This is a genomic window from Citrobacter sp. RHBSTW-00881 (assembly GCF_013728515.1).
Classification (GTDB): Bacteria; Pseudomonadota; Gammaproteobacteria; order Enterobacterales; family Enterobacteriaceae; genus Citrobacter; species Citrobacter braakii.
The window spans coordinates 2097920-2111893 of sequence record NZ_CP056269.1 but is presented as its reverse complement, the minus strand read 5'-3'; the positions used below and the strand labels follow the sequence as shown (position 1 = coordinate 2111893).

The 13974-nt window shown below is 51.7% G+C and carries 12 protein-coding genes; 2 read left to right on the top strand and 10 right to left on the bottom strand.

The genetic code is table 11. The features are described 5' to 3' along the window. Positions 1-9 precede the first annotated feature (9 nt). Both tap and tar read right to left on the bottom strand, forming a co-directional pair. On the bottom strand, positions 10-1611 hold the full coding sequence (tap, locus tag HV311_RS10020; RefSeq protein ID WP_046275661.1) for a methyl-accepting chemotaxis protein IV: 1602 nt from the start codon (positions 1609-1611) through the stop codon (positions 10-12). A gap of 43 nt (positions 1612-1654) precedes the next feature. Beyond that, positions 1655-3310: a methyl-accepting chemotaxis protein II gene (tar, locus tag HV311_RS10015; protein ID WP_046275660.1), complete on the bottom strand. Its 1656-nt coding sequence runs from the start codon at positions 3308-3310 to the stop codon at positions 1655-1657. A gap of 406 nt (positions 3311-3716) precedes the next feature. Between tar and HV311_RS10010 the strand changes: the two genes are divergently transcribed. Further along, positions 3717-4976 (top strand): dicarboxylate/amino acid:cation symporter, encoded by a 1260-nt coding sequence (locus HV311_RS10010; RefSeq protein ID WP_191221032.1) that lies wholly within the window; start codon positions 3717-3719, stop codon positions 4974-4976. Positions 4977-5051: 75 nt separating this feature from the next. Here the strand turns inward: HV311_RS10010 and cheW are convergent, their stop codons facing one another. The 6 genes from cheW to flhD form a co-directional block, all read right to left on the bottom strand. Next, positions 5052-5555, bottom strand: coding sequence for a chemotaxis protein CheW (gene cheW, locus HV311_RS10005; protein WP_003034638.1), 504 nt, complete (start codon positions 5553-5555; stop codon positions 5052-5054). A 20-nt stretch (positions 5556-5575) separates the two neighbouring features. Beyond that, positions 5576-7624, bottom strand: coding sequence for a chemotaxis protein CheA (gene cheA / locus HV311_RS10000; RefSeq protein WP_016153440.1), 2049 nt, complete (start codon positions 7622-7624; stop codon positions 5576-5578). Positions 7625-7628: 4 nt separating this feature from the next. Next, positions 7629-8558, bottom strand: coding sequence for a flagellar motor protein MotB (motB, locus tag HV311_RS09995; RefSeq protein WP_191221031.1), 930 nt, complete (start codon positions 8556-8558; stop codon positions 7629-7631). After that, the gene (motA, locus tag HV311_RS09990; RefSeq protein ID WP_016153442.1) at positions 8555-9442 is read right to left on the bottom strand and encodes a flagellar motor stator protein MotA; all 888 of its coding nucleotides are present in this window, start codon (positions 9440-9442) and stop codon (positions 8555-8557) included. Before motA ends, motB begins: the two co-directional genes overlap by 4 nt. A 124-nt stretch (positions 9443-9566) precedes the next feature. Then, the gene (gene flhC / locus HV311_RS09985) at positions 9567-10151 is read right to left on the bottom strand and encodes a flagellar transcriptional regulator FlhC (protein WP_085951062.1); all 585 of its coding nucleotides are present in this window, start codon (positions 10149-10151) and stop codon (positions 9567-9569) included. Further along, a complete protein-coding gene (gene flhD / locus HV311_RS09980; RefSeq protein WP_016153444.1) occupies positions 10148-10489 on the bottom strand; it encodes a flagellar transcriptional regulator FlhD in 342 nt (113 codons plus the stop codon). The genes flhC and flhD overlap by 4 nt, the downstream gene beginning before the upstream one ends. Before the next feature lie 792 nt (positions 10490-11281). Between flhD and uspC the strand changes: the two genes are divergently transcribed. Then, positions 11282-11710, top strand: a complete 429-nt coding sequence (gene uspC / locus HV311_RS09975) for a universal stress protein UspC (RefSeq protein ID WP_016153445.1) — start codon at positions 11282-11284, stop codon at positions 11708-11710. Between the two features lie 17 nt (positions 11711-11727). On the opposite strand, the gene otsA is transcribed toward uspC, so the two are convergent. Both otsA and otsB read right to left on the bottom strand, forming a co-directional pair. After that, the gene (otsA, locus tag HV311_RS09970; RefSeq protein ID WP_016156814.1) at positions 11728-13149 is read right to left on the bottom strand and encodes an alpha,alpha-trehalose-phosphate synthase; all 1422 of its coding nucleotides are present in this window, start codon (positions 13147-13149) and stop codon (positions 11728-11730) included. Beyond that, the gene (gene otsB, locus HV311_RS09965) at positions 13124-13927 is read right to left on the bottom strand and encodes a trehalose-phosphatase (RefSeq protein WP_191221030.1); all 804 of its coding nucleotides are present in this window, start codon (positions 13925-13927) and stop codon (positions 13124-13126) included. The genes otsA and otsB overlap by 26 nt, the downstream gene beginning before the upstream one ends. Positions 13928-13974 lie beyond the last annotated feature (47 nt).

Here is a 13974-nt window from a genome sequence, read left to right as displayed (position 1 = left end):
CAATCACATTCAGGATACAACGGGCACAACCTGTGGCTGCGCCAATTCTTGTTTTGCTACGGTTTGCTCTTCAAGCTTAAAAAATGCGACACAGGCAGAAAGATTATCGGCCTGCATGGCAAGTTGTCCGGTGGCGGATGCGGCTTCTTCCACCAGCCCGGCGTTTTGCTGCGTCACGGAGTCCATCTGGCTGACGGCCTGCGCCACCTGCTCGATGCCTCTGCGCTGTTCATCAGAAGCAGAGGCAATCTCGCCCATGATGTCGTTAACCCGGGTAACCGAGCTGACAATTTCCGTCATGGTGCGCGCTGCCATATCAACCAACTGCGAGCCCTGATGCACTCGGGTGACAGACTCCTCAATGAGACCCTTAATTTCTTTCGCCGCCTGTGCGCTACGGCTTGCCAGATTGCGCACTTCACCTGCAACCACGGCAAAACCACGCCCCTGCTCACCCGCGCGAGCGGCCTCAACCGCGGCATTCAGCGCAAGGATGTTGGTCTGAAAGGCAATGCTGTCAATCACGCCGATGATGTCGCCAATTTTCTGCGAGCTCGCGGAAATCTCATGCATGGTGCTGGCGACCCGGGACGTCTGTTCGCCGCCTTTATGCGCTGTATCTGCCGCACTTTTGGCAATTCCTGACGCCTGGCGCGCGTTATCCGCATTCTGTCCTACGGTTGCGGTCAGTTGTTCCATGCTGGCTGCCGTTTGCGCCAGCGCGGCCGCCTGCTGTTCAGTGCGCGAAGACAAATCGTTATTGCCCATCGCGATTTCTGAAATACCGCTATGCATGGCTGAGCTGCCCTGGCGTACTTCGCTTACCGTTTCACGCAGTGCCTGCTGCATCTTCTTCAGACTGGCAAAAATGGCTGAGATCTCATTGCGCCCATAAACCGCTACCGGCCGGGCCAGATTACCCGCGGCAATGCTGTCGAAATGACTGCCCACGATAGCCAGCGGCTGGACAATCATCTTGCGCGACCAGTACAGCGCACCGCTGGTGAGCAGTGCCGCCAGTACCACCATGGTGGCGAAAATCACCCCCGACATATGGTAATTTCGCTGGCTCTGCTCTCCTGCCGTTTGCAACACGCGATCGATGTTGCTCTGCCACGCATTCACATTTGCATCAAAAGCATCCTGAGCAGCCTGCACCGGCGCGGTCAGAAAATCTGACAACTGATTGTTTTCAAGCCAGGTGGCCTGATGCGCGAGAGCGCTGTGCCACTGGCTGAAACTTTTCTCCGTTGCGCCAAACAGCGCCTTCCCTTGTGCCGTCGTATCCGATGTCGCCATAAAGCGTTTAAACATCAATTCAGACTGCGCCAGGCTATCACGTGCGAGGGTCATCAGCGTGTTGATATCCTCTGGCGGATAGCTCAGGGCGGTCAGCGTCCCTGCCTTATTAAGGGCCGTACTGGCCTGTAATAACACAGCGCGGGTTTGGGCCAGCGCAGCGCGTTGCTGATTACTTCGTTCGACCTGATTCAGGTTCTGAAAACCGTCCCGAAATGCCCAGAAGGACAAGCCATTACTGCCAATCTGCAAAACACCGCAGAGGATTAAAATCAAAAACAGCGTGGTCGAAATTCGAATACGATTAAACATCAACGCTCCCATTGGGCGGCACTGGCCGCGGTTTAACTATCAGTCAAAATGTTTCCCAATTCGTATCTTGTTCATTGTTCTGGCGCGGATAGGATGCGGCCGCCGTTGCAGGTAATCGTGTATCGCGTGGCTTAGCCGACGCCGGACGTGACGCAAGGCGGAAAGTCGACACCGACTGCGTCAGGCGGCTGGCCTGTTCTTCAAGAGCAGCGGCAGCGGCAGCCGATTCCTGTACCAACGAGGCGTTCTGCTGTGTAACGCGATCCATCTCGGATACCGCGAGCGCCACCTGATCAATCCCCCGGCTTTGCTCGTCGGAGGCCGAGGCAATCTCGCCCATAATGTCGGTCACCCGCGTTACGGCATTTACGATGTCGTTCATCGTTTCGCCTGCGCTTTCTACCAATACGGACCCGGTATCCACTCGGGAAACCGAATCCTCAATCAACGCTTTGATCTCTTTCGCCGCCTGCGCACTGCGACTTGCCAGATTACGCACTTCGCCCGCAACCACGGCAAAGCCACGGCCTTGTTCACCGGCACGCGCCGCTTCAACCGCCGCGTTCAGTGCGAGAATGTTGGTCTGAAAAGCAATACCATCAATAACGCTGATGATGTCGGCGATTTTCTTCGAGCTATCGGCGATTTCGTGCATGGTGTTCACCACGCTATCAACCACTTTGCCGCCATGCTGTGCGGTATCGGAGGCGCTTTTCGCCAGTTGCGAAGCCTGACGCGCGTTGTCCGCATTTTGCTTCACCGTTGCGGTCAACTGTTCCATGCTGGCTGCGGTCTCTTCCAGCGCAGAGGCCTGCTGTTCAGTACGAGATGAAAGGTCGGTGTTCCCGCTGGCAATTTCGCTGGTCCCGGAATAAATCGCATCAGAACCTTCACGCACCAGGGTGACGGTTTCCGTCAGCGAGCGCTGCATATGATCAACCGTACTGGCCAGCTCGCCGATTTCATTACGACCGCTGACGGCCAGGGTCGCGGTCAGGTTACCGCTGGCGATTTCCCGAATATGGGCAATGACGCGAGACAGAGGATTAAGCAGGGTATGGCGGATGCCGTACCACACCACCACCAGAATCAGCACCAGCACTACGGCCAGCACGCCAAGCTGCCATTGGGCGAAATGGTAATCCCGCGCACTTTTATCGAATGCCTGAGCGTAAAGCTTTTCGCTAACGCTGGCGTACTTGCCCAGCGCCTCACCGAGCGCGTTTTGCATTCCCTGAGTCGGTTGCGCGAAATAGGCATCCATATTGCCGTTCTCCAGAAACTGAACCAGTTCTGTTAAGGCCGCATGGTACTGCTGATATTTCTCCTCAACGTTGCCGCTGGCTTCTGCCATCTCGGGTAACGGTGTGATGTTCTTAAATTTTGCGTAATGTGTTTCGGCCTGCGCCAACGATGCTTTCGCATTCTTCAGCAGATCGTTTTTCGCGCTGCTTTGCTGGTTGGACGCGTCCATCATCATGCGTGCAGAAGAACGGCTTAAATTGATACGTGTTTGCAGCATCAGATCCCATGTTGAGGTGAGTTCACTTTGCTGCTGTCGAAGATCGTTAGAAATAACAAAACTTTGCTGATTCTGCTGCAATGAAGAAAACAACAGACCACCGGAAACAAGCTGTAGCAGTGCGAAAACCCCCAGCACCATCATCAGCATTGTGACAACGCGGATACGGTTAAACATAAGGCACCTTCCTGAAAACGAGTTATCAACGTTATCGGCAGTCGCTGAGATAACTTTACGTTTGCGAAAAGGAAATCCTGAAGGGACGTGAAGCCTCGCGGAAGGAGGGGAAGACGGGTGTACGGCAACCACAAATCATTCACATAAAAACGTCACAATTATCATGTGAATAACATTCAAATTTATCTGTGGGCGCGGTCATATTGGATGAAACAGTCATTATTTCGTGACCAGGATCACAAATACATATCCTCTGCACCACAACAAAATGGATAAAAAATTAAAAAAAGTTGTATCAGCTGGCGCTTTAATTCAATTTATATGATGAATACTTAGTTACCAATTAATAAATATAAAAAATGAGTAACCGAACAATAAATGTTAAATCCTTACTGAGGGCTTTTTAGTGGCAAATGCAAACAAACTCACGTTGTTTATCGTGATCTTCATGTTGGCGGGGATCCTGTCAGGGGCGGTGATCCACTCTTATGCCGCCCCCGGCGTAGTGACCGCCTGGGCCGATAATATTACGCTTCTCACCGACATCTTTTTGCGCCTGATTAAAATGGTGATCGCACCTTTAGTATTCAGCACCCTGACCGTCGGTATTATGCGCCTGGGAGAAACGTCCACCATCGGGCGCGTAGGCGGCAAAGCGATGATCTGGTTTATCAGCTCTTCCATACTGTCTATTCTGGTCGGTCTGTTTGTGGTTTCTCTTGAGCAACCCGGCAGCGGGCTGAACCTGGCGATCCCGCTGGAAGCCACTGATACCGGCCTGGCCGTGAGCGGCATGAGCCTGAAAGGTTTCCTGACTCACACCATCCCAACCAGCATAGCCGAGGCGATGGCCAACAATGAGATCCTGCAAATTGTGGTGTTCTCGATGTTCTTCGGTATTGGTGGCGCATCCCTTGGTGAGAAGTTCAATGCCCCGCTGGTTGCCGCGCTGGATGTGGTCTCCCACATTATGCTTAAGGTGACTGGCTACGTGATGTACGTTGCGCCGCTGGCCATTTTCGCCGCCATTTCCTCCGTTATCTCCACCCAGGGTTTGGGGATCCTGCTTAACTATGCGTCGTTCATCGGCGGCTACTATGTGGCTATTTTGCTGACCAGCCTGGTTCTGCTGGCGGTCGGTTATGTCATGCTGAAAAAAGAGGTTTTTCGTCTGGTAAGCATGCTGAAAGATCCGGTTCTGGTCGCATTTACTACCAGCAGCTCGGAAGCCGCCTATCCGAAAACGCTGGAGCAATTAACCAAATTTGGTTGCTCGCCCAACATCGTGTCATTTGTATTGCCTATCGGTTATTCATTTAACCTGGTCGGCTCGATGGTTTACTGTTCATTTGCCTCGATGTTTATCGCGCAGGCCTATAACATTCACCTCTCCTTTGCAGAAATCACCGTCCTGATGCTGACGCTGATGCTGGCGTCAAAAGGGATTGCCGGCGTGCCGCGTTCTGCGCTGGTGGTGCTGGCAGCAACCATTCCGAGCTTTAATATTCCGGTTGCCGGGATTCTGTTACTGATGGGTATTGACCACTTCTTGGATATGGGACGTTCAGCAATCAACGTATTAGGTAACGGGATTGCAACGGCGATGCTGGCACAAGATGAGGGTTTACTGGAAGAAGAACCGGAGCTGGTTGAGCGGGAAGCGTAAAGGGAAATCTGCCGGATGCGCTACGCGTATCCGGCCTACAACAGCAATGATTGTAGGCCGGATATGGTATAGCGGTTACGCGACGTGGCTGGCGGCAATATCCAGCAGCGCCATTTCTTCGCTATTGAGCAGCTTCTCAATGTTAACCAGAATCAGCATCCGGTCACCCAGCGCCCCCAGTCCCGTCAGGTATTCCGTCGACAGCGTTACGGCAAATTCCGGTGCCGGACGGATTTGATCCGTTGTCAGCGACAGCACATCCGAGACGCCATCGACCACAATCCCGACCACCCGCTGGCCCAGATTCAGCACAATCACCACGGTGTTTTCGTTGTAATCCACATCGCTCTGGCTAAACTTCACGCGCAGGTCAACAATCGGCACAATCACACCGCGCAGATTGGTGACACCTTTGATAAACGCAGGCGTGTTAGCAATACGCGTCACCTGATCGTACCCACGGATTTCCTGCACTTTCAGTATATCGATACCGTACTCTTCATCCCCCAGCGTAAACACGAGGAATTCCTGACCTGACGGTTCGCCGGCCAGTTTAGTTACATTACTCATACCGGTCATATTATTCCCTTCTCACTCAATCAGGCGGCTGTGATCGCCACACGTTGTTCGCGGTTTAATCCCTGCAATGCAGAGACATCGACAATCAGCGCGACGCTGCCGTCGCCGAGGATCGTTGCTGCAGAAATACCTGGCACTTTGCGGTAGTTGCTTTCCAGGTTTTTGACGACCACCTGGTGTTGACCAATTAACTGATCGACCAGCAGCGCGTAGCGACGCCCTGCACTTTGCAAAATCACCACAATACCTTGAGTCGCTTCGGTTTTTGCGCCTTCAACCTCAAAGACTTTCCACAGCTCAACCAGCGGTAAATATTCGCCACGCACTTCCAGCACGCGCTCTCCTCCGGCCAGCGGATGGAGATCTTCTTCGCGCGGTTGCAGTGATTCCATAACGGCATTCAGCGGCAGAATAAAGACTTCGTCGGCCACGCGCACGGACATGCCGTCGAGGATCGCCAGCGTCAGCGGCAGCAGAATTCGGATAGTCGTCCCCTGCCCCTGTTTGGACTGGATCTCAACATGGCCCCCCATCTCCTGGATATTTCGCTTCACCACATCCATACCCACGCCGCGGCCAGAGACATCCGTCACCTGTTCAGCGGTCGAGAAGCCCGGGGCGAAGATCAGCATACCGACTTCGTCATCGCTCATGTTTTCGTGGATCGGCATCCCCTGGGAGATAGCTTTGGCGAGGATTCGTTCACGGTTCAGACCGGCGCCATCATCGGTGACTTCAATACAGATATTCCCGCCCTGGTGCTCCGCGGAAAGCGTCAGATTACCGATTGGGCTTTTCCCGGCTTCAAGGCGTTTTTCTGGCAGTTCAATACCGTGATCGAGGCTGTTACGCACCAGGTGCGTCAACGGATCGATGATGCGTTCAATCAGGCTCTTGTCGAGTTCGGTTGAGCTTCCCACCTGTGTCAGTTCGACCTGTTTACCCAGCTTACCGGCCAGGTCACGCACCAGACGCGGAAAACGACTGAACACATACTCCATGGGCATCATACGAATCGACATCACCGACTCTTGCAAGTCGCGGGCGTTACGTTGTAACTGACCCATACTGGTGATGAGATCGCCATGATTGACGGGATCCAGTTCGTTAGAACGTTGTGCCAACATAGACTGGGTGATGACCAACTCACCGACCAGGTTAATGAGCTGATCGACCTTCTCAACCGCTACGCGGATGCTGGTTGACTCGCTGGCACGGGCGGGTTTGTCGCGTTCCGCGCGTCCGTTCGGCGCTTCGCTGGCGGCGGCTTTCGCCGCTGGCGCAACGGCAACCGGCTGCGGCTTCGCGACAACGGCTACCGTTTCTGCTTCAGCTTCAGTTTCAACGGCTACGGGCGCTGCGCTGACGGTTTCGAATTCAATCTGATCAGCTTCAATCACAAAGCACAGCACCGCGATGATGTCATCTTCTGCGAGGTTGCCATCAAGCGTTGCTGACAACGTGTCGCTCCCTTTCACCACATCGGTTAAGGTCGCCAGGTTCCCCAGCTCCTCTTCCAGTAAATCCACTTCATTGGCTTTCAGGCGCGTGAGAATAATGCGTTTCTTGCTCTCTTCACTTGCAGACTCAGGCTGTGCAACCGCCTCTTCCTGCATTGCAGCGCTGTCAACAACGCTCAGTTTTGCGGTGTTGACGACTGCCGGTGCGGTTTCACCTTTCGCTTCGAGCGCTAACTGTCGTAACGCATTACAAATGTACTCAAAGCTGGCGGCATCCGGCTCCTCTGAGTTTTTATAGGCGTCGAGCTGTTCCTGCATAATATCTTTCGTTTCCAAAAACAGGTTGATAATGTCGGCATTGAGCTGCATCTCGCCACGCCGCGCTTCATCCAGCAGGTTTTCCATCAGATGGGTCGTTTCCTGCAAAATGGTAAAGCCGAAGGTGCCCGCCCCGCCTTTTATCGAGTGCGCAGCACGAAAAATTGCATTCAGCTGTTCGGAATCCGGGGCTTCAGGAACCAAATCAAGCAGGTGTTGCTCCATGTCAGCCAACAGTTCGTCAGCTTCATCAAAAAATGTTTGATAAAAATCGCTTATATCCATGCTCACGCTATCACCTCGGATTGGCTGGTGGCGATGTGGGAACGCTTGCCGGCGGGAGTTCCGCTGGCTGTTGTAAGACACTTACCGGCTCATTCTGGCTTTCAGCGTTTTCATGCAAAATGGCCTCTTCCGCCTGCTTATTGAGAACCAGCAGGCTAATACGGCGGTTGATAGCGTCTTCAGGACCGCGATCGCTCAGACGCATCGTGGCGGCCATACCTACCACACGTAATACTTTTCCATCATCCAGACCGCCGCTAACCAGTTCGCGACGCGACGCGTTAGCGCGATCGGCGGACAACTCCCAGTTGCTATACCCTTTTTCACCATTGGCGTAAGGATAATCATCCGTATGGCCGGAAAGGCTGATTCGATTAGGAATGCCGTTAAGCACTGGCGCTATGGCTCGCAGGATATCGCGCATATACGGTTCCACCTCAGCGCTACCGGTTTTAAACATCGGGCGATTCTGACTGTCGATAATCTGTATCCGCAGCCCTTCCTGAACTAAATCAATTTTCAAATGCGGGCGCAGCGCACGCAGTTTGGGGTCAGATTCAATCAACTGATCGAGATCGCCGCGAAGTTTGCTCAAGCGGCTTTTTTCCATGCGTTTTCTCAGATCATCGATATTCGGCTGCTTGTTCACCTCTCCCTGCTGCTGGGTGTAATCATCCCCGCCGCCTGGAATTGGACTTTGGCTATTCGAAATACGATTTCCCCCGGTTACCGCAGTAGCCAGCGGCGTACGGAAATATTCGGCAATCTGGATCAATTCTTTAGGGCTAGAGATGGAAATGAGCCACATCACCAGAAAGAAGGCCATCATCGCGGTCATAAAATCGGCGTAGGCGATTTTCCACGAACCATGCGCCCCACCACCGTGACCTTTATGCTTGCGCCGCTTTACAACGATAATGGGATGGGCCTGATTTTTCATGCGTCCTCGGTCGTCTGCTGCGCAGTTGGATTTCTCACCGCACGAACATGCTCTTCCAGTTCGATAAACGATGGACGTTCGCTGGAATACAGAGTCTTACGACCAAATTCGACGGCAATTGGCGGCGCGTAACCATTCAGATTGGAGAGCAGAGTTATCTTCACACACTGCATCATTTTGGTGGTTTCAGCGCTTTTCTGGCGCAGAACGCTGGCAAGCGGAGAAATAAATCCATAGGCCAGTAAAATACCGAGGAATGTCCCTACCATGGCATGTGCAATCAGCGAACCCAGTTCAGCCGCCGGACGATCGGCAGAAGCCAGCGCATGGACAACCCCCATGACCGCCGCCACGATCCCGAACGCCGGTAATGAATCCCCCACCATCGCCAGACTGTTGGCCGGGACTTCGGCCTCACTTTCGTGAGTCTCAATCTCTTCATCCATCAGCGCTTCAATTTCAAACGTGTTCATGTTGCCGCTGATGATCAGTCGCAGATAATCGACAATGAAATCAAGCATCACGGCATCAGCAAGAATGCGCGGATAGCTGGCGAAAATTTCACTCTCTTTGGGGTTTTCGATATCGCGTTCGAGCGAGAACATGCCCTGCTGGCGTGACTTGGCCATCAGGCGATACAACAGCGCCAGCAGATCCATATACATCGCTTTGGTGTATTTTGATCGACGAAAAAGCATCGGGATGGCTTTCATCGTCCCCTTAATGGCTTTCCCGTTATTGCCGACGATGAATGCCCCAATACCCGCGCCACCGATAATCACCAGCTCAGCCGGTTGATAGAGTGCCCCAAGGTGTCCGCCGGTCATCATGTAACCGCCGAAAACTGTACCAATAACAACCAGGTAACCTAATAAGATAAGCACGACATCATCCTTTCGCAATTGACTATGACAGGATGCGCAGTCGGGCAGTTAACTCGAGGTCAGGACAAAAAAAAGCAGCGGTAATCGCTTACCGCTGCTGGAGTGTTTGTCCACACCGTATCAGTTAAACAGCCTGTTCGATCTGTTCATCCAGCAGTTGTGGAATAATATCGGCAGCATTCTGGGAAAGTTTACGTCTTTTTACGGCGCGTGATGGCGGTTGGCATAAACTGCAGGCAAAGCTGCCTGCGGGTTGGTGAGCGTGGGTAATAAAATTCCCACCGCAGCAATTGCATCGGGACAACTCCAGCAATCCGCTGTCGACAAAACGCACCAACGTCCATGCGCGAGTTAACGCCAGCAGTGGCCCTTCTTCTGGCTGCGGGCACTGCTCAAGATATAAACGATACGCTTTGATCACGGCATCCACGCCGCTGCACAAACCAGTTTTGAGCAGGAATTGCCATGCGTTGCAAAACATCGAAGCATGAATGTTTTGTTCCCACGTCATAAACCAGTCGGTGGAGAAAGGCAGCATCCCTTTTGGCGGAGGGCTGCCGCGTAATTCTTTATACAGCTTGATAAGTCGGCCACGGCTTAATTGCGTTTCGCTTTCCAGCATTTGCAAACGGGCGCCCAATGTGATTAATTCCATCGCTAGCTGGATATCACGCGCTTCCTGAACAATGCTTTTTTCGCTCATCATCAAGCCCTTTTCTTGCGCGCTGCTTCATCGATGTCACTTAACAGTCGCGTTGAAAGCATGATACCGGTATGAATTTGCTGAAGATCGTCAACGCGGGAGTCTTGCGTCAGGCGAGTGACGGTCTGGTGATCGTCGAAACGGAAATGACAGACCAGTTGGTTTGTTTCAGCCAGTTTGACCATTTGTGGAAGTGTTAATGTTGCCAACGTGTCCGCCATTTCTTCGCTGATACCAAGGCGAAACATCGCAGATGCTTTGTCCTGAACGATCAAACGCTGTGCAAGCAATAAATATGACAAATTGATGTCATAGATGTGTTTCAGCAACTCGGATGTATGCATTATTTGCATCCATAATAACCAACATTGTTTTCATGCGGTGAAACCGCACCCCGTGATGTCGCCGGGAAGGCCCGGTAAAAAAAAGCAAAAGGTCAAATACATAGCAGCGTGACGGCACTTACGCGTTGTCTAAACATTCCCTTTTCAGAAAGCCGCGCCCCTTACAAGCTCACATCAATTCTTACAAATGTCTAAGATTTTTCCTAATTCGACGCAACTCTACCCGCCGCCCGTTACACATACAACGTAGCTATGCTGCGAATTTGAAGAATATGTGACATAGATCACATAAACCAGCTAAACACTTAACATAAATCCATCAGCACAGCTTTTACTTTGCTTATTTTTTAATCTCAAGTTCGCCATTTCAATTCCTGACATACGAATATTCTTGCAATAAAAGCGAATAGTATTTTGTTCACAAACGTTAATATCACCTTGTGAAATAGCGAGCTTGATCACATATTTAATGCAAAAGACTATTTTAATTAAATCCTTTATAAACAATAACTTAAATATTAAGGGTGATTAATTAATACCGGGTAGTGATAACCCGTTAAATGTTAACTTATGTTAATTTTTAATTAACACATTGTTTTCATTAGCGGTGAGTTTTACTTAAGTAAGCTGAACGTATTTACAAGTTATATGACGCAATTATTCTATTTATAAGAATAATTAATGAATAACCATGATGACATTCACACTATCCAGGAAGGAAACGTTGCAGTATGGAGTAAGCCGAGCAATGCTGAGAAACCCTCTCATAATTCTTGAAAAAAGGAGCGAGTTATGAGCTATACACACATTCTTGTGGCCGTTGCCGCCACCCCTGAAAGCCAGCAGTTGTTAGCCAAGGCGGTTTCAATCGCTCGCCCTGTCAACGCTCGTATTAGCCTGATAACCCTGGTCTCAGATCCTGAACTGTATAATCAGTTTGCAGCACCTATGCTGGAGGACCTGCGTGAAGTGATGCAAGAGGAGACTCAGGATTTTATCGACAAGCTCAGCAAAGAAGCACAGTACCCCATTGAGCATACCTTTATTACCTATGGGGCACTGAATGAACATATTCTGGATGTATGCCGTAAACACGCGGTCGATCTGGTCATTTATGGCAACCATAACCACAGCTTCTTTTCGCGCGCATCCTGCTCAGCAAAAAGCGTAATCGGTGCCAGCCACGTGGATGTTCTGCTGGTTCCACTGGCTGGAGATTGACCTGCGTTTTCTGAGCGTTACGCCAGTTTAGTGCAGGGAGAAACGTTGTCTGGCAATGGCTGTTTACTCTGACGTTGGATAACTTTTTCCAGATCGCAAATGAACCTCGCCTGCCAGTTGTCGATATCGTTTTTAATGATAGTTTCGAGCATCTCAGCGTGGCGGGAGATACGCTCAGCAAGCGGCATCGTCAGAGCCTGGTTTAATGCGCCAGCCACTTCGTCGCGGTCATAAGGATTAACAATAAGCGCGGCAGTTAGCTCATTCGCGGCCCCGGCAAATTGCGATAACACCAGCACGCCGGGGTTGGCAGGATCCTGCGCGGCCACGAATTCTTTCGCAACCAGGTTCATACCATCTCGCAGCGGCGTCACCAGCCCTACATCAGAGTAGCGGAAGATTTTCATCAGCAATTTACGATCAAAGTACTGGTTCAAATAATAGAGCGGCGTCCAGCCCAACTGCCCATATTTACCGTTAATCCTCCCCGCTTCAGTCTCCAGTTGGTGCCGAATATCCTGGTAGGCCTGCACCTCTTCACGCGAAGTTGGCGCTATCTGGGTGTAGCGAATTTTACCGTGGTGCTGCGGATAGTGTTCCAGCAGAGCCTCATAGGCCTGAAAGCGCTCCGGCAAACCTTTAGAATAATCCAGACGCTCAACGGAGAAGATATTCTGCACATTTTTGAGTTCTGCTTTCAGTTGCGCCAGCTTCGGCGGCAAAGGTCCGGAAGCCTGGCGGGCGATCTCATCCGGCTCAATACCGATGGGATAGACCTGGGTACGAAACGCTTTTCCCCATGCACGGTGGTGCTGCTCGCTCTGAGTGGTTACCTGAGTCTGGGCTGCCAGACAATCCAGAAAAGCCTGACGATCGTTTTCGGTCTGGAAACCGAGTAAATCAAAATCACACATCTGCTCAAGTAGCGTCTGATGTGGGGGTAAGGCATTAAAGATTTCCGGCGTCGGAAAAGGGATATGCAGGAAAAAACCGATACGGTTATTCACGCCGCGTTTACGCAGCTCGCTGGCAAACGGCAACAGATGGTAATCATGAACCCAGATTATGTCGTCATCGTTGAGCAGCGGCAGCAGTTTATCTACCAGCAAGGCATTCACCCGCTGATAGCCCTCCCATGCAGGACGCTGAAACTGCACCAAATCGAGGCGATAATGAAATGCAGGCCATAAAACCGCATTAGAAAACTGGCAGTAATACTCTTCGTAATCCTGTTCACTCAAATTAAACGAAGCCCAGGTAATATTGCCACGCGTGACTTTTTTTAATGGTTTGTCCTCATTACCCGTGTCGCCACTCCAGCCAAACCACAGGCCACCAGCAGCCTTCAACGCGCCCAGCACACCGACGGCAAGCCCACCTGCGCTCCCTTTGTCATCGGGTGAGGCGATACGATTAGATACTACGACTAAACGACTCATAGCCACCTCTTCTGTTATTCGTTGCTTTCGATTCTTGCTGCGAAGAGTTAATTTGTTCCAGCCAGTGCCAGACATCACTCACGCCATCCAGACGCCATGTCGCCTGCGTCGCTCCATTCCCCACCTTCACGGAAATGCCCCCTGCGCGATTAACCACGCCAAATCCTGTTTCGTCCGTCAGATCGTCACCAAAAAAAACGGGGATCCGTCCGGCAAAAGGTGCTTCCTGCATAAATGCGGCAATTGCGTCGCCTTTGTTCGTACCCTTTGGTTTTATCTCCACAACGCATTTTCCGTGCTGTAAAGCCAACTGCGGCCATCTGTGCGTGATGCGCTCAGCCAGATTAATTAGCGCCGCTTCATGTTCCGGGGCCTGGCGATAGTGCAGTGCGAACGCCATCCCTTTTGCTTCAAGCGTTGTACCCGGCATCGTCGCCAAGGCGGTACTCAATAGCTCTCCTGCTTCGCGCTCTATTGCCGCATCCAGGCGCACTATATGAGTTTGACCATTGATGTCACGGCGCTCTGCCCCATGCACTCCGGCGAGCGGAAAACGAAAGGGAGTGGTAAGCGCGTCAAGCTCAGCCATCGAGCGCCCTGAAATCAATGCCAGCGCACCCGCATTATGCGTCGCCAACTGATGTAATAACTGCAGGATTGTCTGAGGGACAACGACCTGGTCTGGATAAGGTTTGATCTCAGCCAGTGTCCCATCGAGATCAAAAAAATAAGCACAGCTTGCAGATTTTTCAGGGGGTAAGATCAGTGATGCTGTCACCCGGTTATCCTCCTCATCATGGTCTGTACGCCGCGCGGATCGCGCCG

What these genes read in the sequence shown, in the direction of transcription:
- tap (WP_046275661.1), bottom strand. Translation starts at nt 1,611, where the DNA reads ATGTTTAATCGTATTCGAATTTCGACCACGCTGTTTTTGATTTTAATC.
- tar (WP_046275660.1), bottom strand. Translation starts at nt 3,310, where the DNA reads ATGTTTAACCGTATCCGCGTTGTCACAATGCTGATGATGGTGCTGGGG.
- cheW (WP_003034638.1), bottom strand. Translation starts at nt 5,555, where the DNA reads ATGACCGGTATGAGTAATGTAACTAAACTGGCCGGCGAACCGTCAGGT.
- motB (WP_191221031.1), bottom strand. Translation starts at nt 8,558, where the DNA reads ATGAAAAATCAGGCCCATCCCATTATCGTTGTAAAGCGGCGCAAGCAT.
- flhD (WP_016153444.1), bottom strand. Translation starts at nt 10,489, where the DNA reads ATGCATACATCCGAGTTGCTGAAACACATCTATGACATCAATTTGTCA.
- uspC (WP_016153445.1), top strand. Translation starts at nt 11,282, where the DNA reads ATGAGCTATACACACATTCTTGTGGCCGTTGCCGCCACCCCTGAAAGC.
- otsA (WP_016156814.1), bottom strand. Translation starts at nt 13,149, where the DNA reads ATGAGTCGTTTAGTCGTAGTATCTAATCGTATCGCCTCACCCGATGAC.